21 protein-coding genes are annotated in these 16,915 nt (G+C 60.1%); 4 read left to right on the top strand and 17 right to left on the bottom strand.

The annotated features are described in order from the left end of the window. Positions 1 to 286: 286 nt before the first annotated feature. The gene (locus IE111_RS09490; RefSeq protein ID WP_189608319.1) at positions 287 to 541 is read left to right on the top strand and encodes a LysR family transcriptional regulator; all 255 of its coding nucleotides are present in this window, start codon (positions 287 to 289) and stop codon (positions 539 to 541) included. A 177-nt stretch (positions 542 to 718) separates the two neighbouring features. Here the strand turns inward: IE111_RS09490 and IE111_RS09485 are convergent, their stop codons facing one another. Both IE111_RS09485 and IE111_RS09480 read right to left on the bottom strand, forming a co-directional pair. Next, positions 719 to 1,645, bottom strand: coding sequence for an electron transfer flavoprotein subunit alpha/FixB family protein (locus IE111_RS09485; protein ID WP_189608318.1), 927 nt, complete (start codon positions 1,643 to 1,645; stop codon positions 719 to 721). Further along, complete coding sequence (locus IE111_RS09480; RefSeq protein ID WP_189608317.1) at positions 1,642 to 2,394, bottom strand: electron transfer flavoprotein subunit beta/FixA family protein; 753 nt, start codon at positions 2,392 to 2,394, stop codon at positions 1,642 to 1,644. Before IE111_RS09480 ends, IE111_RS09485 begins: the two co-directional genes overlap by 4 nt. A gap of 289 nt (positions 2,395 to 2,683) precedes the next feature. Between IE111_RS09480 and IE111_RS09475 the strand changes: the two genes are divergently transcribed. Then, entirely contained in the window at positions 2,684 to 4,339 is a 1,656-nt protein-coding gene (locus IE111_RS09475) for an electron transfer flavoprotein-ubiquinone oxidoreductase (RefSeq protein ID WP_189608316.1), read from the top strand. 103 nt (positions 4,340 to 4,442) lie between these two features. Here the strand turns inward: IE111_RS09475 and IE111_RS09470 are convergent, their stop codons facing one another. Then, complete coding sequence (locus IE111_RS09470) at positions 4,443 to 4,964, bottom strand: DUF1285 domain-containing protein (protein ID WP_189608315.1); 522 nt, start codon at positions 4,962 to 4,964, stop codon at positions 4,443 to 4,445. After that, on the bottom strand, positions 4,961 to 5,578 hold the full coding sequence (locus IE111_RS09465) for a TetR/AcrR family transcriptional regulator (RefSeq protein ID WP_189608314.1): 618 nt from the start codon (positions 5,576 to 5,578) through the stop codon (positions 4,961 to 4,963). Before IE111_RS09465 ends, IE111_RS09470 begins: the two co-directional genes overlap by 4 nt. A gap of 88 nt (positions 5,579 to 5,666) precedes the next feature. Between IE111_RS09465 and IE111_RS09460 the strand changes: the two genes are divergently transcribed. After that, entirely contained in the window at positions 5,667 to 6,560 is an 894-nt protein-coding gene (locus tag IE111_RS09460; RefSeq protein ID WP_189608313.1) for a hypothetical protein, read from the top strand. 50 nt (positions 6,561 to 6,610) lie between these two features. Here the strand turns inward: IE111_RS09460 and IE111_RS09455 are convergent, their stop codons facing one another. From IE111_RS09455 to IE111_RS09400, 12 genes are all read right to left on the bottom strand, one after another. Then, positions 6,611 to 6,964 carry a PilZ domain-containing protein gene (locus IE111_RS09455; protein ID WP_189608312.1) on the bottom strand — a complete coding sequence of 118 codons (354 nt, stop codon included), beginning with the start codon at positions 6,962 to 6,964 and terminating at the stop codon, positions 6,611 to 6,613. Continuing rightward, positions 6,961 to 7,914: a DNA polymerase III delta subunit-related protein gene (locus IE111_RS09450; RefSeq protein ID WP_189608311.1), complete on the bottom strand. Its 954-nt coding sequence runs from the start codon at positions 7,912 to 7,914 to the stop codon at positions 6,961 to 6,963. Before IE111_RS09450 ends, IE111_RS09455 begins: the two co-directional genes overlap by 4 nt. After that, positions 7,911 to 8,531 (bottom strand): dTMP kinase, encoded by a 621-nt coding sequence (tmk, locus tag IE111_RS09445; protein WP_189608310.1) that lies wholly within the window; start codon positions 8,529 to 8,531, stop codon positions 7,911 to 7,913. Before tmk ends, IE111_RS09450 begins: the two co-directional genes overlap by 4 nt. Next, on the bottom strand, positions 8,528 to 9,580 hold the full coding sequence (gene mltG / locus IE111_RS09440; protein ID WP_229805305.1) for an endolytic transglycosylase MltG: 1,053 nt from the start codon (positions 9,578 to 9,580) through the stop codon (positions 8,528 to 8,530). Before mltG ends, tmk begins: the two co-directional genes overlap by 4 nt. Next, positions 9,573 to 10,394 (bottom strand): aminodeoxychorismate lyase, encoded by an 822-nt coding sequence (gene pabC / locus IE111_RS09435; protein ID WP_189608308.1) that lies wholly within the window; start codon positions 10,392 to 10,394, stop codon positions 9,573 to 9,575. The genes mltG and pabC overlap by 8 nt, the downstream gene beginning before the upstream one ends. A gap of 37 nt (positions 10,395 to 10,431) precedes the next feature. Next, the gene (gene fabF, locus IE111_RS09430) at positions 10,432 to 11,670 is read right to left on the bottom strand and encodes a beta-ketoacyl-ACP synthase II (RefSeq protein WP_189608307.1); all 1,239 of its coding nucleotides are present in this window, start codon (positions 11,668 to 11,670) and stop codon (positions 10,432 to 10,434) included. A gap of 131 nt (positions 11,671 to 11,801) precedes the next feature. Continuing rightward, positions 11,802 to 12,038, bottom strand: coding sequence for an acyl carrier protein (acpP, locus tag IE111_RS09425; protein ID WP_189608306.1), 237 nt, complete (start codon positions 12,036 to 12,038; stop codon positions 11,802 to 11,804). 89 nt (positions 12,039 to 12,127) lie between these two features. Continuing rightward, positions 12,128 to 12,868, bottom strand: a complete 741-nt coding sequence (gene fabG, locus IE111_RS09420; RefSeq protein ID WP_189608305.1) for a 3-oxoacyl-ACP reductase FabG — start codon at positions 12,866 to 12,868, stop codon at positions 12,128 to 12,130. Further along, positions 12,865 to 13,803, bottom strand: coding sequence for an ACP S-malonyltransferase (gene fabD / locus IE111_RS09415; protein ID WP_189608304.1), 939 nt, complete (start codon positions 13,801 to 13,803; stop codon positions 12,865 to 12,867). The genes fabG and fabD overlap by 4 nt, the downstream gene beginning before the upstream one ends. A gap of 170 nt (positions 13,804 to 13,973) precedes the next feature. After that, positions 13,974 to 14,969, bottom strand: a complete 996-nt coding sequence (locus tag IE111_RS09410) for a phosphate acyltransferase (protein ID WP_189608303.1) — start codon at positions 14,967 to 14,969, stop codon at positions 13,974 to 13,976. A 6-nt stretch (positions 14,970 to 14,975) separates the two neighbouring features. Then, the gene (gene rpmF / locus IE111_RS09405) at positions 14,976 to 15,158 is read right to left on the bottom strand and encodes a 50S ribosomal protein L32 (protein WP_189608302.1); all 183 of its coding nucleotides are present in this window, start codon (positions 15,156 to 15,158) and stop codon (positions 14,976 to 14,978) included. Between the two features lie 87 nt (positions 15,159 to 15,245). Next, complete coding sequence (locus IE111_RS09400) at positions 15,246 to 15,776, bottom strand: YceD family protein (protein WP_189608301.1); 531 nt, start codon at positions 15,774 to 15,776, stop codon at positions 15,246 to 15,248. Positions 15,777 to 15,825: 49 nt separating this feature from the next. On the opposite strand from IE111_RS09400, the gene IE111_RS09395 reads away from it, so the two are divergent. Continuing rightward, positions 15,826 to 16,401 (top strand): Maf family protein, encoded by a 576-nt coding sequence (locus IE111_RS09395; protein ID WP_189608300.1) that lies wholly within the window; start codon positions 15,826 to 15,828, stop codon positions 16,399 to 16,401. A 195-nt stretch (positions 16,402 to 16,596) separates the two neighbouring features. On the opposite strand, the gene IE111_RS09390 is transcribed toward IE111_RS09395, so the two are convergent. Continuing rightward, positions 16,597 to 16,915: transposase (locus IE111_RS09390; protein ID WP_189608299.1), on the bottom strand; the 319-nt coding region annotated here is incomplete at its 5' end.

Here is a 16,915-nt window from a genome sequence, read left to right as displayed (position 1 = left end):
GCCGGTAATCCCGCGAGAGACACCACGGGACGACGGGGACGGGACCTCTGTATATGGGTCCCGCCGAAAAAATGCCGCAACTATACTCTCAGTTTAGGCTGGACCCAACCGCCACGCGGTTTTCCGTGCCAGTTTTGCGAAAACCTTACCCGCATTGACGGGGCTCGGTGGAACGGGGTTTGGATTAGCCCAGAGGTTGAATTTGAGGCGTTGTATCGGCCCGGGCTGGCCGTACACTCGATTGTCATAACAACAAGGCAAGCCGGTTTCCGATGAACCGCCAATCATGATCGACCTGAACCTGTACCGCGTTTTCGACGCCGTCTACCGGGAGCGAAACCTGACCCTGGCCGGTCGTCGTCTGGGCGTTTCCCAGCCGGCGGTCAGCAATGCACTCGGACGACTGCGCAGTCATTACAACGACCCCCTGTTCATTCGTCGCGGGCGCGAGATGCGCCCGACGGCATTGGCCGAACGAATCGTGCCGACCGTGCAGCAGGCGCTGATGATGCTTGGGGAAACCCTGGAGCCAGGCCGGTAGGCGCCCGGACCGCCCCGTGCTCGCAGTATAAGTACACCGAAGTGTCGAACCACCATGTACAAACACTGCTCCTGCACCCCGAAACGTCGGACCACCTTGTACTCGCAGCATAAGTACTTCCATTCACAAAAAAGCCCGGCAACAAGGCCGGGCTTTCTCGAATACCTACCGTTTCAATCAGAGCGACTGTTCCAGCTCCGGCAGGGCTTCGAACAGGTCCGCCACCAGGCCGTAGTCCGCCACCTGAAAGATGGGGGCGTCTTCGTCCTTGTTGATGGCGACGATGACCTTGCTGTCTTTCATCCCGGCCAGGTGCTGGATCTGACCTGAAATGCCGACGGCGATGTAGAGCTCCGGTGCGACGATCTTGCCGGTCTGACCGACCTGCATGTCGTTGGGCACGAAACCGGCATCGACGGCGGCGCGGGAGGCGCCCACGGCGGCGTCCAGCTTGTCGGCCAGCTTGTACAGCAGCTCGAAGTTCTCGCCATTCTGCATGCCGCGCCCACCGGAGACGACGACGCGGGCGGACGTCAGTTCCGGGCGGTCGGACTTGGCCAGTTCCTCGCCGACGAAACGGCTGACGGCGGCGTCCGAACCGGCATCGATGGTTTCGACACTGGCGGAACCGTCCATTTCACAGGCATCGAAGGCGGTGCCGCGAACGGTGATGACCTTGATCGCATCGGTGGACTGAACCGTGGCGATGGCGTTGCCCGCGTAAATGGGCCGCTTGAAGGTATCGGCGGACTCGACCCCGACGATGTCGGACAACTGCTCAACGTCCAGCAAGGCGGCGACGCGCGGCATGAAGTTCTTGCCGGTCGTGGTGGCCGGCGCCAGGATGTGGCTGTAGTCCTTGCCCTGCTCGGCCACCAGGGTGGCCAGGTTTTCGGCCAATGCGTGGCCGAAGGCGGCGTTGTCGGCCAGCAGAACCTTGGCGACCCCGTTCAACTTGGCGGCTTCATCGGCGGCGCTCTGGGCGTTTTCGCCGGCAACCAGGACGTGGATGTCCCCGCCGATAGCCTGAGCGGCGGTTACGACGTGCGCGGTGGCCGAGGACAGTGAGGCGTTGTTGTGTTCAGCGACGATCAGAATACTCATGACAGCACCTTAGCTTCGTTCTTCAGTTTCTCGACCAGCTCGGACACGGAGCCTACCGTGATGCCACCTTGACGCTCGGCGGGTGGCTCGACCTTGAGGGTGTTGACCGTCTTGCGGACTTCCACGCCGTAATCGGCCGGGGTTTTCTTGTCCAGCGGCTTGCGCTTGGCTTTCATGATGTCCGGCAGCTTGGCGTAGCGCGGCTCGTTCAAACGCAGGTCGGTTGTTACAATGGCCGGCAGCTTGAGGGCAACCGTCTGCAGACCCCCGTCGATTTCGCGGGTCACCTGGGCTTCCTCACCTTCGACCACCAGCTTGCTGGCGAAGGTGCCCTGCGGCATCCCGGTCAGGGCGCCCAGCATCTGGCCGGTCTGGTTGTTGTCGCTGTCGATCGACTGTTTACCGAGGATAACCAGGCCCGGCTTCTCTTCGTCGACCACGGCTTTAAGCAGCTTGGCGACGGACAGTGAGCCCGGTGCTTCATCCGTGGTGATCAGGATGCCGCGATCGGCACCGAGGGCCATCGCTTTGCGGATCTGCTCTTCGGCCTTGGCTTCGCCGATGGAGACGACGACGATCTCGTCGGCTACGCCCTGCTCTTTCAGGCGCACCGCTTCCTCGACTGCGATCTCGCAGAAGGGGTTGATGTCCATTTTGACGTTCGCCAGGTCCACATCGCTGTGGTCCGGCTTGACGCGGACTTTTACGTTGTAGTCCACAACACGCTTCACGGGAACCAGTACTTTCATAGCGTCCTCATTCTGTGTATGAGCCCGGGGGACCCCGGCCTGGGGCGATCTTCCGAGACCCATTTAATCCGTTTTAAACGAAAATTTCAAACAGTTGTTTTAATTTTTCGCGACAAGAGGGTAAACTGCCGCCCAAGTTAAGTTGGCCCGAACAGGATGGCGCCAACGCGAATAATTACAATGACACCTTCTTGATAGCGGCGGATGGCCGTGTCAGTCCCGCTGGACAAGAAGCTTAAGATCACCTGCCAGGCCCACCCGGCCGGGCGGCAACGTTCAGGAGGTCCCTATGGAACGTGAATCCATGGAATTTGATGTGGTCATCGTCGGCGCCGGTCCTGCCGGTCTGTCGGCCGCCATCCGACTGATGCAGGGCGCGCAGGCGTCCGAACAGGAATTGTCGGTGTGCGTCGTCGAAAAGGGATCCGAAGTCGGAGCGCACATTCTCTCCGGTGCCGTGTTCGAACCGCGCGCCCTGAATGAACTGATTCCGGACTGGAAAGACAAGGGGGCGCCGCTGAATACCGCCGTCACCGGCGATGATATTCATGTCCTGCGGGGTCCGGAAAGCACCATCAAGGTACCCAACTTTTTCGCGCCGTCGACCATGCACAACGACGGCAACTACATCATCAGCCTGGGTAACCTGAGTCGCTGGCTGGGCGAACAGGCCGAAGAGCTCGGTGTCGAGATTTTCCCCGGCTTCTCCGCGGCCGAAGTGCTGTACGCGGACGATGGCTCCGTCAAGGGCATCGTCACCGGTGACATGGGTGTCGCGGGCGACGGCAGCGAAAAAGACAGCTACATGCCCGGCATGGAACTGCATGCCAAAACCACCCTGTTCGCCGAAGGCGCGCGCGGTCATCTGGGCAAATCCCTGATCAACCATTTCAAACTGGACGCGGACGCCGAACCCCAACATTACGGCCTTGGCATCAAGGAGCTGTGGGACGTCGACCCGGCCAACCACGAACTGGGCAAGGTGGTTCATACCGCCGGCTGGCCGCTGGACGAGCACGACGCCGCCGGCGGCTCCTTCATGTATCACCTGGAGAACAACCAGGTGGTCGTCGGCCTGATTACCGACTTGAGTTATGAAAACCCGTATTTGAGCCCGTTCGACGAATTCCAGCGCATGAAGCACCACCCGGTGTTCGCCAAGGTGCTCAAAGGCGGCAAACGCGTCTCCTACGGTGCTCGCGCCATCGCCAAGGGCGGCCTGCAGAGCCTGCCGAAAATGCACTTCCCGGGCGGCCTGCTGATCGGCTGTAACGCCGGTACACTGAACTTCGCCAAGATCAAGGGCAGCCACACCGCGATGAAGTCCGGCATGCTCGCCGCCGATGTCATTCTGAACAAAGCCAAATCCGGCTGGGAAGCGGGCCAGGATCTGGCCGAATTCGCCACGGCCTTCCGCGAAAGTTGGGCCTGGGAAGAGCTCAATCAGCAGCGCAATTTCGGCCCGGCGCAGCACAAATGGGGCAACATCTTCGGTTCGGCCTATGCGTTTGTGGACATCAACCTGTTCAAGGGCAAGCTGCCCTGGACGCTGTCCGACCCGAAACCGGATTACGCACAGACCAAGCCGGCGGCCGAATGCAAACCGATCGACTATCCCAAACCGGACGGTGTGCTGAGCTTCGACAAACTGAGTTCCGTGTTCCTGTCGAACACCAATCACGAGGAAGACCAGCCGGTTCACCTGAAACTCACGGACCCGGACATTCCGATCCAGAGCAACCTGCCGAAATACGCCGAGCCCGCCCAGCGGTACTGCCCGGCGGCGGTGTACGAGGTGGTCGAGGACGATGCGGGGCAGAAGCAGTTCCAGATCAATGCCCAGAACTGCGTGCATTGCAAAACCTGCGACATCAAGGACCCGGCGCAGAACATCACCTGGGTGACGCCCGAGGGTGGTGGTGGGCCGAATTACCCCAATATGTAATAACAAAAAGCCGGCGAATCGCCGGCTTTTTTACGTAGGGTGGGCACCGCCCACCATTGACCATACCGTGACAACCTTCCAACCATGGTGGGCCGTGCCCACCCTACATTTCCGCAAGCTTGAACCGTTCTCCCGCGCTATCCAGCCACAGCACACCGTCCTCATCCGGCCCACCCTGCTCCAGTGCCCAAGTCTGCCAGTGGTACATCAGGTTCTGGTGGATCCGCGCTGGTAGGTTGCGGCGCCAGGTCATGACCGGTTGTTCGGAGTCACTGAGGGCATCAAGTGGGTGCTCAGCGTCGAGCGGCGCCGACTCTCCCAGGTTGTTGGTGACAATCCAGGTACCTTCCACATACTCCGCCGTGGTGGCGATGAAGGGCGTGGCTTCGACCCGGATACCGACCTTCTCGACCGGCGTGACCAGGTAATAGTGCTCCCCTTCCCGCTTCAGTATCGATGCGAACAGCTTGACCATGGCCGGGCGTCCGATGGGCGTTCCCTGGTAGTACCAGTCGCCGTTGCGGCGGATTTCCATGTCGATGTCACCGCAGAACTCGGGGTTCCAGCGCTCCACCGGAGGGTGTTTCTGGTCGCCGATCTGTTTCAACAGGCTTTCGAGTGTCATTCACTGGCCTCCCCGACTTCCGCGACGGCTTCGGCGAGGAACCGAACGAACCCCCGCTTGTCCGGAATCATTTCGTGATACAGGTCGTTTCCGGACAGGCTGGCGACACCGGATGTCAGTGCCCAGACCAGGCCGTAGTAAAACCGCAGGTTATCTTCGTAGGAACCTTTGTCGACGCCGTGGTGTTTGCGCGCGCATTCGGAAAACAATTCGATGTGATTGCGCCTGAGACGCTGCCACTGGACAAACCGCTCCAATTGGCAGTCCGCGCGCAACAACTTCTCTTCTACTCTGACAAAAAACCGATGTTTTTCAACACTTTGCAGACGATACTTAACGTATTCCTTCATCAATCCGGACAGGCTGCCCGCTTCCAGATGCTTGCGGAGGATCGGCCCCACTCCGATCTCGTCCGCCAACAGCAAGGCGGCATAGATGTCCTCCTTGCCGCTGAAGTAGTGATAAAACACCGATCGACTGATGCCGGCCGTCTGGATCAGGCGGGTCACGGAAACCTGATCTTCGCCGGAGAGCATAAACAGATTCAGGGCCGAATTGAGAATGGCGGTTTCGGTGGGATGCTGGTCCTTGACTTGCAAGACAGGGTGAAGCATGAGGCCTGCGTTGGTGCGGATTCGGGATCTAGTCTATAACTGAGTGTATGAGAACGAAAGCGATCCCGACGGGATCGGGAGCGAGTGAATGAGACTGTTTTCCGCGATCTATCGAGCCGTTACGCGTTGGCTGACCGAAGAACCGGTCAACGATGCGCATCCGATGAGCGATTTCAGTAAGCTGCGGCGCGAAATCCGCAGCTGCGACGTCATTCTGGTCGAAGGGTACTCCCGCGTTGCGGAGACCATCGGCAGCGTCACCCAAAGCCGCTGGATTCACTCCGCCCTGTACATCGGGCGGCTGCACGATGTCGAAGACCCCCGCTTGCGCCTGAAAATCCGCGAGTATTTCGACGGCCAGCCGGATGTCCAATTGATCATAGAGAGCCAATTGGGCATGGGTACCGTCATCCGCCCGCTGGACACCTACAAGAACCGCCATCTGCGCCTGTGCCGCCCGCGCGATCTGACGTACGAGGACAGTCAGCTGGTCCTGAAATACGCGATCCATCGCCTGGGCACCGATTACGACGTGCGACAGATTCTGGACCTGCTCCGGTTTTACCTGCCGTGGAGTTTTCTACCCAAGCGATTCCGCTCCTCCCTGTTCGAATGGAAACCGGGCGGCAGCACCCACACCGTGTGCTCCACCCTGATCGCCGAGGCCTTCGGGGCGGTCTCCTTTCCCATTCTGCCGCTGGTCAAACGTCAGGAAGGCGGCGAGGTGAAGCTGTTCCAGAGGAACCCGAAGCTGTGTACGCCCAGCGATTTCGACTACAGCCCCTATTTCGACATCATCAAGTACCCTTATCTGGAGTTCGAAGGCTCGACAACCCCGGTCTATCGGTTGATGCCCTGGCATGGTCACGGGGTTCTGGATGATGAGGAAGCCTTGATGTATATGGAAGCCAAAATGCAGCAGACGATGCCGGACGGGGCCGAACCGCCGCCGCGCCGGATCGACTCGAAAGAGCATTTATAGGGTACGGGAGACGGGGGACACCGGAGGTCGGACGTTGCGTCCGACCGGAGTCACATGGTGTGGGTCGGTTTGTCCGAGTTGAGGGCGCCGGCCAGGTAGGTTTCGATCTTGTCCTTGGCCAGTTCATTCTTTTTACTGAATTGCACGCCGATGCCGGTTGCACGGTTACCCTGGGCACCTCGTGGGGTTACCCAGATGACCTTGCCGGCCACTGGGATTTTTTCGGGCTCATCCATCAGATTCAGCAACAGGAAGACATCGTCCCCCAGGTTAAACTTCTTGTTGGTGGCGATGAACAGGCCGCCGTTCTTGACGAAAGGCATGTAGGCCGCATACAGAACGGCCTTGTCCTTCATCGTCAGGGACAGTATGCCGTTGCGTGGGCCGCCGAGTTTTGGATTCATAATTGCAGTTCCAGCCAACGAGCCGCCAGCTGCTCGCTCCACATCTGTTGATTCAAATTCGCCTGGTTCTGCAGGCTGCCAGTCAGCTCCAGAATATAGTCTCTGAAACGAAAAAGCGAGGCACCCTCGACCTGGCTCAAGCGATCCACCAGGGGCCGATCAGTATCGGGCAGGATCACCTCGGTATTGTGCTGCATTCGCAAGGCGGCATCCACCCACAGCAGCAATTGTCGCAACAATCGCTGCGGTATTTGCTGGTGGATAAAAGCGGCCAGAGCGCTGAAGTCGCGCTCGCGCTGGAAAGTGGCGACCTGGCGGTTCCAGCTTTCGAGGGCGTCCTGATCGAAGGCCACGGCCTCCATCGGAGCGCCTTCGGCCATGCTCAGCCGATGGTTCACTTCGGTAGCGTCCACGCCCTGCCCGCCCAGGTATGAAGCCGCCTGCTCGAACGTGGGTCGGTCGAGCTTGTAGATGCGACACCGAGAGCGGACCGTGGGCAGCAATCGCGACAGCGATCCGGCTTCCAGAATCAGGTAGGTGTCCCGGTTGGGCTCTTCCAGCATCTTGAGCAGGGCGTTGGCCGAGGCGATGTTCATCCGGTCCGCTCCGACCAGGCGGATGACCTTGTTGCCACCCTGCTGGGCCGTCTCGTGCATGAAATGACCGACTTCGCGCACCTGGGCCACCTTGATGACCTCGCTCTTGCCTTCGGGTTCGATGGTCAAGCGATCCGGATGGACACCAGCCTTGAGCAGCAGGCAGCTCTTGCACTGACCGCAGGGCCGGTTGTCCGCCTGGCACAGAATCAAATCACCGAGGTAGCGGCCGAGTTCGTGAAGTCCGTCACCAGGGCGTCCGATCAGCAACAGGGCATGCGGCAGCCGCCCCTGCGCCAAAATCTGTTCGACGCGATGTGACAGCGGCGTCAACCACTCGGGCAAAGGATTCATGCGCAACGCTCCTCCAGAACGGCCACAAGATCGGCGCTGACCGCTTCGATCGATTGGGCGGCGTCCAGCCGGATGACGCGATCGGGGTGTTCGCGATGACGACGCTCATAGGCGGCGCGGCAGCGCTCGAAGAAGTCGATGTTTTCCTGTTCGATGCGGTCGAGTTCACCGCGCTGTCGGGCCCGGGCCAGGCCGATGTCGGCCGGGCAATCCAGCCAGAGCGTCAGATCCGGCTGAAAACCCTCCAGCACCAGGGACTCCAACGCCTCGATGCGTGCCCAGTCGATGCCCCGACCACCGCCCTGATAGGCATAGGTCGCGTCGGTGAACCGATCACTGACCACCCACTGCGACTGCGCCAGCGCCGGGCGTATCTTTTCGGTGACATGTTGGCGGCGGGCGGCGAAGACCAGCAGAAGCTCGGTCCAGGCATCCATGGTCTCGGTATGATGCCCGAGCACCAGATCGCGAATCTGCTCCGCCAACGGTGTTCCACCGGGCTCCCGGGTAACCAGCGGCGAGCCGTGATGGTCGGTCACCCAATTCGCCAGGACGGACAATTGGGTGGACTTGCCGGCGCCTTCGAGCCCCTCGATGGTGATGAAACGGGCGGTCACGGTTGCGCCTCCTCGTCAGTCGACGACTCATCCGGGGCCGAACGGTAGTCTTCGCGCCGACCGAAACGCTGAAATTGGCGCACGGCGGCGTCGTGCTCTTCGTAGGTATCCGAAAACACGTGGGTGCCATCGCCCTTGGCGACAAAGAACAGCGCGCTGCCGGGGGCCGGGTCCACGGCCGCCTCAAGCGCCCCCCGGCCGGGGTTGGCAATGGGCGTGGGCGGTAAACCGGCGCGGGTGTAGGTGTTGTAGGGCGTATCACCACGCAGGTCGGCCCGGGTCAGATTGCCGTCGTAGGCGTCGCCCAGGCCGTAGATCACGGTCGGGTCGGTCTGCAGCCGCATCCCCTGCTCAAGGCGGCGGGAAAACACCCCGGCGATCTGCGGGCGTTCAAACGCCGCTCCGGTTTCCTTTTCGACAATGGAGGCGAGGATCAGGGCCTCGTACGGTGTCTCGATCACCAGTCCATCGGCCCGGTCCTTCCAGGCCCGATCGAGTTCGTCCCGCATTTTTCGGTGAGCCTGGAGCAGCAGGTCGGCGTCGGTACGGCCGCGCTCGAAATGGTAGGTATCGGGGAAGAACCAGCCTTCGGGATGGTCGATGTCGAGCTCCAGTTTGGTCAGGACCGCTTCGTCCGACAATCCGGTCAATGTCTGGGTCAGGAATTCGTTGGCCTCGATGGCCTGGCGGAACTGTGCGAAGGTCCAGCCTTCGATGAATTGAACCGTGCGCAGAATCTTGTCGCCGTCGACCATGCGTTCGACGACCTGAACCGCCGTCTCGCCGGGGCGAACCTGGTATTCACCGCGCTGTATCCGGGTCGTTTCATGATACCGCAGCCAATATTCGGGGATGCGGGCTTCATCCAGCCAGCCGACCTGTTCGAAATCGGTCAATACCCGGCGCAGAGAGGCGCCCCGCTCTACCTGGTAGACCGTGGGCTCATCCAACGTCAGTGGTTTATTCAACTGATCGTATGCGTAAAAGCCGAGCCCGACACTCAGGCCGGCTCCGATCAGGACAGCGAACAGAAACAGTCGTTTAATCACTCGATAATCCAATAGCCGTTCGAAACCGGGACAGTTCGTCCCAGGCGGGGGGTGTCAGCGGACGGCCGTCCAGACTGACCACGGGCACCAGGCCGATCAGGGAATTGCTGATCATCAGTGCCTCGGCGCGGTCCAGATCCGACCGAAGGAGATCGGCGACCCGGATCGTCTCTTCCGTCTGCCGGAGCAGACGACGGCGAATGATGCCATCCACGCCGGCTTCGGCCAAGTCGGGTGTGAGCCATTGACCGTCCCGTTTCAGGTACAGGTTGCTCATGCTGCCTTCGACCAGGCGGCCATCGGCACGGGACAGCAATGCTTCGTGGGCCCCGGCACTTCGCGCGCTTTGGCGGGCCAGTACGGAGTCCAGCCGGTTCATGTGCTTCAAACCGGCCAATGTCGGATTGACGCTGGCCTGAACCTCGGACAGCACCAGAGTCGCGCCTTGCAGATGCCAGGGCTGGGCTTGGTACGGAAAGACCTGCACGATGCGGTCGGTGCGTTGCCGATCGGGGTCGAAATCGTATCCGCGCCCCTGGACGCCTCGCCCCAGGATCAGCTTGCAGACCACGACGCCCTCAACGTGAGCGAGCACGGTCTCGATCTCGGTCTCAAGGGCGTCGCGATCCTCGCTCGTCCAGATCATACCCAGGCGAGCCAGTCCGTTTTCCAGACGATTCAGGTGGTCGTTCCAGAAACGAACCCCCCGCCGGTCGGCCAGACAGGTTTCAAACAGCCCGTCGCCAAAAGCGACAAGACGATGATCGCTGTTCAGCCGGGTCTCGACGGTTCCGTTGATCAGACAGGTCAGCATAGGAGGAAGCGGGGCCTCACGGGCCCCAGAAGTCGCATCAGACTTTGCTGAAGATCAAGGTGCCATTGGTACCGCCAAAACCGAAGGAATTGGACAGCGAATGGTTGATCGTCAGTTCGCGGGCGTTCTTCGCGACGTAGTCGAGATCGCAGCCTTCGCCCGGATTGTCCAGGTTGATGGTCGGCGGTGCCACCTGATCGCGTATCGCCAGGATACTGAAGATGGCCTCAACCGCGCCGGCGGCGCCGAGCAAGTGGCCGATCATCGACTTGGTGGAACTGATGGCGACCTGGTCGGCATCGGCCCCGTACAACGATTTGACGGCTTGCGTCTCGGCAATGTCGCCGGCTGGTGTCGAGGTGCCATGGGCGTTGATGTAACCAATCTCGGTCGGGTTCAGGCCGGCATCCGCCACGGCGTTACGCATGGAGGCGCAGGCGCCGCTGCCGTCTTCCGGTGGCGAGGTCATGTGATAGGCGTCGCCACTCATGCCGAAACCGGTCACCTCGGCATAGATGGTCGCACCACGGGCCTTGGCGCGTTCGTATTCTTCAAGCACCAGAATGCCGGCGCCGTCGCCCAGTACAAAACCGTCTCGGTCCTTGTCCCAGGGGCGGCTGGCCTGCTCGGGCGCATCGTTGCGGGTCGACAGCGCGCGCGCGGCGCCAAAACCGGCAATTCCCAGTTGCGTGGACGCCATCTCGGCGCCGCCTGCGACCATGACATCGGCATCGCCATAGCCGATGGTGCGGGCGGCGTAGCCGATGTTGTGCGTGCCGGTGGTACAGGCCGTGGTGATGGCGATGTTCGGGCCCTTGAAGCCGTAGTCGATCGACAGATAGCCGGCAATCATGTTGATGATGGCGGCGGGCACGAAGAAGGGGGATACCCGGCGCGGACCGGACTTCAACAGGGATGAATGGTTGCGCTCGATGGTATCGAGACCGCCAATCCCGGCGCCAATGGCCAGGCCGATTCGATGGGCATCGGCTTCCGTGGCTTCGATGCCGCTGTCCCGAATGGCTTCGATGGCGGCGGCGTAACCATACTGAATGAAGCCGTCCATCTTCTTGGCTTCTTTCGGATGGATGTAGTTCGCCACATCGAAATTCTTCACCTGGGCGGCGAATTTGGTGGCAAATTTCTCGGTATCGAAATTTTCGATCGGGGCCGCACCGCTTTTGCCGGCGAGAATGCCGTCCCAGGTGCTTTTGACATCGTTACCCAAGGGGCTGATGCAGCCGAGGCCCGTCACTACGACGCGACGACGTGACATAGGTATCCTCCACGGGGTGTGTGTCCTGACCGTCCGTCTGTCACAGACGCCGGTCGGATACTAAAAAGCCGTACTGCCTGGCGACAATACGGCTTGAATTCAATACGGATCGGCCAGTAGCCAGGAACCGATTAACCCAGGTGCGCGTTGATGTAGTCGATCGCGTCCTGAACAGTAGACAGCTTCTCGGACTCTTCGTCCGGAATCTCGGTTTCGAATTCTTCTTCCAGCGCCATGACCAGGTTCACGGTGTCCAGAGAATCGGCACCCAGGTCATCGACGAAAGAAGCCTGTGCGGTGACGTCTTCTTCTTTGGCGCCCAGCTGTTCGCAGACGATTTTCTTAACGCGATCTTCAATGTTGCTCATTATGAACACTCCCTAATTGGAATAGCACCGTTCGGTGCGCAATAGTGTATTAAAAGGTATTCGTTACCGGCAAGTCAAAACCCGCCGCCTCAACCCATGTACATGCCACCATTGACATGCAGGGTCTCACCAGTGATGAAAGACGCCTGGTCACTGACCAGGAAACTGACGGCACTGGCAATTTCCGCCGGATCCCCCAGTCGGCCGAGCGGAATCTGCTTGAGCAGGTTCTCGCGGACCGCCTCGGGTAATTCGTGTGTCATGTCGGTCTGGATAAAGCCGGGTGCGACCGAATTGACGGTGATATTACGCGAACCGACCTCCCGGGCCAATGTTCGGGTGAAACCTTCGAGCCCGGCTTTGGCCGCCGCGTAGTTGGCCTGGCCCGCATTGCCGGAGGAAGCAACCACCGAGGAGATGTTGACGATACGCCCCCAACGCGCGCGCGTCATGGACTTCATGACCGCTTTGCTCATGCGGAAGGCCGAGCTCAGGTTGGTGTTGATGACGTCATCCCACTGCTCGTCTTTCATGCGCAGAAAGATGTTGTCCTGGGTAATACCGGCGTTGTTGACCAGAATGGCCACATCGCCCATCTCTTCCTTCAGCGTCGCCAACAGTGTCTTGATGGACTCCGGGTCGGTCACGTCCAGGCGATAGCCTTTACCGTCGATACCCGCTTCTTTCAGCCGGGCGGTGATCTTCTCGGCACCGCTTTCAGAGGTGGCGGTTCCGGCTACGCGATAGCCCAGGCGGCCCAGTTCATCGGCAATGGCGGCACCGATGCCACGGCTGGCACCGGTGACTAAAACCAGTTTGGCGTCGCTCATGAGGCGCTCCCTATCCGTTCTTGAAAGGCTGCCAGACTCCCGAGGGAGGACAGCGTCAGGGATTTTTCAATCCGCTTGTTCAGCCCGGACAATACTTTGCCCGGACCGCATTCGACCGTCTCGGTCACGCCCAGCTTCGCCAGTTCGGCAACGGTCTGGGACCAGAGTACCGGACGGTAGAGTTGTTCAATCAGGTTTTGCTGCAGTGCGTCGGCCCGGGTCTCGGGCTTGGCCGTCACATTCTGCACGATCGGCCGCGCCGCGTCCTTCAGTGTCAGGCCATTCAGGTAATCGGCCAGCTGCTCCGCGGCGCCTTTCATCAGGCTGCAATGGGACGGTACGCTGACCGGCAATGGCATGGCACGCTTGGCTCCGGCTTCCTTCAACTGCTCAATGGCACGTTCCACGGCGGCGGTATTGCCGGCAATGACGACCTGACCCGGCGTGTTGAAGTTGACGGCTTCGACCACGTCACCCTGCTGTGCCGATTCGCAGCCCTTGACCACAGACTCGTCGTCAAGCCCCAGGATGGCGGCCATACCGCCCTCCCCGGCCGGTACCGCAGCTTGCATCAACTGACCGCGCTTTTCGACCAGTTTCACCGCGTCGGTCAAAGACAACACCTCGGCCGCGACCAGAGCGGAGTATTCACCCAGGCTGTGGCCGGCCAGGTAATCCGGTTGAGTGCCGCCTTCGGCCTGCCACAAGCGCCACAGTGCGGTACTGGCGGTTAACAGAGCCGGCTGGGTTTTCTCGGTCTTGTTCAGTTCGTCGGCCGGGCCGTCGGTGACCAGTTGCCACAGATCGTATCCCAGCGCCTGGGACGCCTCTTCGAAGGTTTCCCGAATGGAACCGTAGTGTTCCGCCAGGTCCGACAGCATGCCCACCTGTTGGGAGCCCTGCCCTGGAAACACAAACGCGAGATTGTCGGCCATAATTCGAATCCTGTCGCTGATTGCGCCGTTAGATCACGGCTTTTTTCGCTTGCGGTGCATTATGGTCGCCAAGCCGGTTCAGTAAAGGGAGGCCCTGTTAAAACATTTATGACGATGCGGAACAAAAACATCGACATTATTAACCCCTTTGTGCGAATTCTGGCCCGGTCTCAACGAATTAACTGATCCAGCCGATCCAGAATCCGACCACACCAGCGCCCTTCGACGGCGTCGACCGCCCGACCGATCGCCGCCTGGAAGGCCAGGGCATCGGCGTCGCCGTGGCTCTTGATTACCGTCATCGGGCTGCCGGCCAACAGAGCCCCGTTACTGCGGCGCGGGTCGAGCCGAACGAATTGCGGCTTCAGGCGACGATTGAGGAAATAACCGAGTACGCGCCCCAGCCAATCTCCTTGCAGTTGTTCGCGCAGGGCGGACAGTGTCAGATCCAGGGTACCTTCGGCCGATTTGATGACGGCGTTGCCGGTGAAACCGTCGGTGATCACCAGGTCCAACCGCCCCTGAAATATCTGATCGGCCTCGATGAAGCCGCGAAAATCGAGATCCGGCCATTGCCTGAGTTGCTCGGCCGCCAGGCGCAATGAGTGCGGCCCCTTATTGGCTTCAACGCCCAGATTCAACAACGCCAGGCTTGGCTTCCGGGCGCGGGATTCCGAGGCGATGGCCTGACCGATGGCCGCAAACCCGAGCAATTGCTCGGCACTCGCCGAAAAGGAGGCCCCCAGATCCAGCATCACGATCGGCTTGCGAGCCGTGGGCACCCAACTGACCAGGACCGGACGATCGACCGCTGGGTGCGGCACCCCGTGACGGTGCATTAAAGCCATCAATACACCGGTGTGCTCCGACGAGACAACGGCATCCACCCCCTGATCCGCCAGCGTTTCATAGGCGAGCTCAAGTCCGCTGCCGTAACGGTGACGCAGTAACTGGGCGGGATTCAGTTCCGCCGGTAAATGATGATGGCAGGGTTTAAAGTCGACATTGGCCGGTAAGCGGGTCGGCAGATGGGGTTTGCAGGAATCCGTCAGGCCGAACAACAGGCCGTTGTGTTGAGGGTGCTGCTGGAAGTAACGAAGGGAGGCGGGGATGAGATGGGAGGGGCCCAGGTCCCCTCCATGCAAGTCGATGGCCAGATCAGCCATCGGGACTTACTCGCTGTCGGCGTCCGCAATGACCTTGCGGCCCTTGTAGAAACCGTCCGGGGATACGTGGTGACGACGATGCGTTTCACCGGTGGTCGGATCCACGGACAGCGCGGTGCCTTTCAGTGAATCGTGAGAGCGACGCATTCCGCGACGGGAACGGGTCTTTTTATTTTGCTGAACTGCCATGGCCTAGGCCTCCTAAACGTCATGTTAATCGTCAGCGGGAATTGTCGGACTGTCCGACCGACCGCGCTGTTAAAACCATAAAAATGTTCAGGATCTCTTTTTAAGAGATTCCAACACTTTGAACGGATTGTCTTTCTGAGTCGACGTTTCGCCAGCCTCAGAGTCATCCGGTTTGAATTCGGTTTGTATTTCGCATTCGCCCTGCGCATGCATGGCATGCATGGGCAACGAGAGCAAAACCTCGTCCTCGATCACCTCAGCCACATCAAGCGGCTGATCCGGAAGCAACATCAAGGGTTCGAGGCCCGACGGCAGTGCCTTGGCCATTTCATCGTTATAGACAATCGCCAGATGAAACCGGCTGTCTATCGTATGCTTGACCGCTTGCAGGCAACGCTGACATTCCAGCTCTACCGACCCGGATACTTCACCTGTCACGACGCGGCGTTGCTCAGCGTCACGATTAAAGTCCAAACTCGCTTTGAACTCGGCATCCTGACTCAACACCGCCTCGGCCAGACGCGACAGCCGCGTGGACGACACCACACCGTCAAGGTGGGTTAACTGGTCGGCCAACTTATAGGCATCGACGCGATCTGGGAGCTCGGATTTCGACATAGGCGCGGTATGATACGGATGAGCACTTTCAAGTCAAAGGTTTTTAATGATGAAAGCCCCATTATTACTGGCTTCCACCTCTATTTATCGCGCCGAACGGCTCGCCTGCCTGCAAATCCCGTTCGAGCAGGCGTCGCCACGGTGCGATGAAACGCCCCATCAGGGTGAAACGCCGGCCGATCTGGCTTTGCGCCTGGCCCGGATCAAGGCAGATAGCCTGACCGACGATTACCCCGACCATCTGATCATCGGCAGCGACCAGACCGCGTCCGATCCGGACGGTCGCTTGCTCGGCAAGCCCGGTACGGCCGAGGCCGCCGCCCGTCAGCTGAAACGCTGTTCCGGCGGGACGGTCATCTTCAATTCGGCGGTTGCTCTGGCCGGCCCGATTATTGAGGCCTGGAATGTTACGACCGAAGTTCGGTTTCGCACACTGAGCGACGCCGAAATCGGCCGGTACATCGAAAAAGACCAGCCATTGGATTGTGCCGGTAGCTTCAAGGTGGAAGCGCTGGGCATCACCCTGTTTGAGTGGGTACGAAGCGACGACCCCAATGCCTTGATCGGGCTGCCGCTGTTGTCACTGTCCCGGCACCTACGGCGGCTGGGCTACGAACTTCCGTAGGGTGGGCATGGAGGCTGTGAGAGTATTTTTTTGCCGGCATCACATTGGTTTTAGGCTCGTTCATGCTGGTTAGAATGCCCTCCGGCACCCGCAATTGGTATTTCGACCTACTATTGCGGATTCTTTCGTCGAGCGACCTGGGGCGGTGGTGTCTCCTCTCACCGCGCCCATCACTCGAGTTGCCGGCCGCCGAGCCTATCTCCCCTGTAATGCGGCTTTGGGATCAAGATGCTCCATCAGGCCATCCATTCCAAGGATGCTGATCACGCGGCTGAAGTTGTAACACAGCGCCATCAGATTCCATTCTCCCCGCACCTTTTTAAAGCTACGCACCAGGAAGTGAGTCCAGCCGGAGCGACACTTCAAGGTACCAAAGGGGTGTTCGGCCAGCGCACTGCGCTGGCGCATCCGATCCTCTTGGTCCGCCTCCATGCGCTGGCGGTGCCGATCCAATACCTCCTCATGCTCCCAGCGGTAGATCTCCCGGAAGGTGCCTTTCTCCGACAGGCACTGA

Source organism: Saccharospirillum salsuginis, assembly GCF_014651855.1.
Taxonomy (GTDB): domain Bacteria; phylum Pseudomonadota; class Gammaproteobacteria; order Pseudomonadales; family Natronospirillaceae; genus Saccharospirillum; species Saccharospirillum salsuginis.
The sequence above is the reverse complement of the archived record's forward strand: the minus strand, read 5'-3'. Positions and strand labels throughout refer to the sequence as shown.

What these genes read in the sequence shown, in the direction of transcription:
- IE111_RS09490 (WP_189608319.1), top strand. Translation starts at nt 287, where the DNA reads ATGATCGACCTGAACCTGTACCGCGTTTTCGACGCCGTCTACCGGGAG.
- IE111_RS09485 (WP_189608318.1), bottom strand. Translation starts at nt 1,645, where the DNA reads ATGAGTATTCTGATCGTCGCTGAACACAACAACGCCTCACTGTCCTCG.
- IE111_RS09480 (WP_189608317.1), bottom strand. Translation starts at nt 2,394, where the DNA reads ATGAAAGTACTGGTTCCCGTGAAGCGTGTTGTGGACTACAACGTAAAA.
- IE111_RS09475 (WP_189608316.1), top strand. Translation starts at nt 2,684, where the DNA reads ATGGAACGTGAATCCATGGAATTTGATGTGGTCATCGTCGGCGCCGGT.
- IE111_RS09470 (WP_189608315.1), bottom strand. Translation starts at nt 4,964, where the DNA reads ATGACACTCGAAAGCCTGTTGAAACAGATCGGCGACCAGAAACACCCT.
- IE111_RS09465 (WP_189608314.1), bottom strand. Translation starts at nt 5,578, where the DNA reads ATGCTTCACCCTGTCTTGCAAGTCAAGGACCAGCATCCCACCGAAACC.
- IE111_RS09460 (WP_189608313.1), top strand. Translation starts at nt 5,667, where the DNA reads ATGAGACTGTTTTCCGCGATCTATCGAGCCGTTACGCGTTGGCTGACC.
- IE111_RS09455 (WP_189608312.1), bottom strand. Translation starts at nt 6,964, where the DNA reads ATGAATCCAAAACTCGGCGGCCCACGCAACGGCATACTGTCCCTGACG.
- IE111_RS09450 (WP_189608311.1), bottom strand. Translation starts at nt 7,914, where the DNA reads ATGAATCCTTTGCCCGAGTGGTTGACGCCGCTGTCACATCGCGTCGAA.
- pabC (WP_189608308.1), bottom strand. Translation starts at nt 10,394, where the DNA reads ATGCTGACCTGTCTGATCAACGGAACCGTCGAGACCCGGCTGAACAGC.
- fabF (WP_189608307.1), bottom strand. Translation starts at nt 11,670, where the DNA reads ATGTCACGTCGTCGCGTCGTAGTGACGGGCCTCGGCTGCATCAGCCCC.
- acpP (WP_189608306.1), bottom strand. Translation starts at nt 12,038, where the DNA reads ATGAGCAACATTGAAGATCGCGTTAAGAAAATCGTCTGCGAACAGCTG.
- fabG (WP_189608305.1), bottom strand. Translation starts at nt 12,868, where the DNA reads ATGAGCGACGCCAAACTGGTTTTAGTCACCGGTGCCAGCCGTGGCATC.
- fabD (WP_189608304.1), bottom strand. Translation starts at nt 13,803, where the DNA reads ATGGCCGACAATCTCGCGTTTGTGTTTCCAGGGCAGGGCTCCCAACAG.
- IE111_RS09410 (WP_189608303.1), bottom strand. Translation starts at nt 14,969, where the DNA reads ATGGCTGATCTGGCCATCGACTTGCATGGAGGGGACCTGGGCCCCTCC.
- rpmF (WP_189608302.1), bottom strand. Translation starts at nt 15,158, where the DNA reads ATGGCAGTTCAGCAAAATAAAAAGACCCGTTCCCGTCGCGGAATGCGT.
- IE111_RS09400 (WP_189608301.1), bottom strand. Translation starts at nt 15,776, where the DNA reads ATGTCGAAATCCGAGCTCCCAGATCGCGTCGATGCCTATAAGTTGGCC.
- IE111_RS09395 (WP_189608300.1), top strand. Translation starts at nt 15,826, where the DNA reads ATGAAAGCCCCATTATTACTGGCTTCCACCTCTATTTATCGCGCCGAA.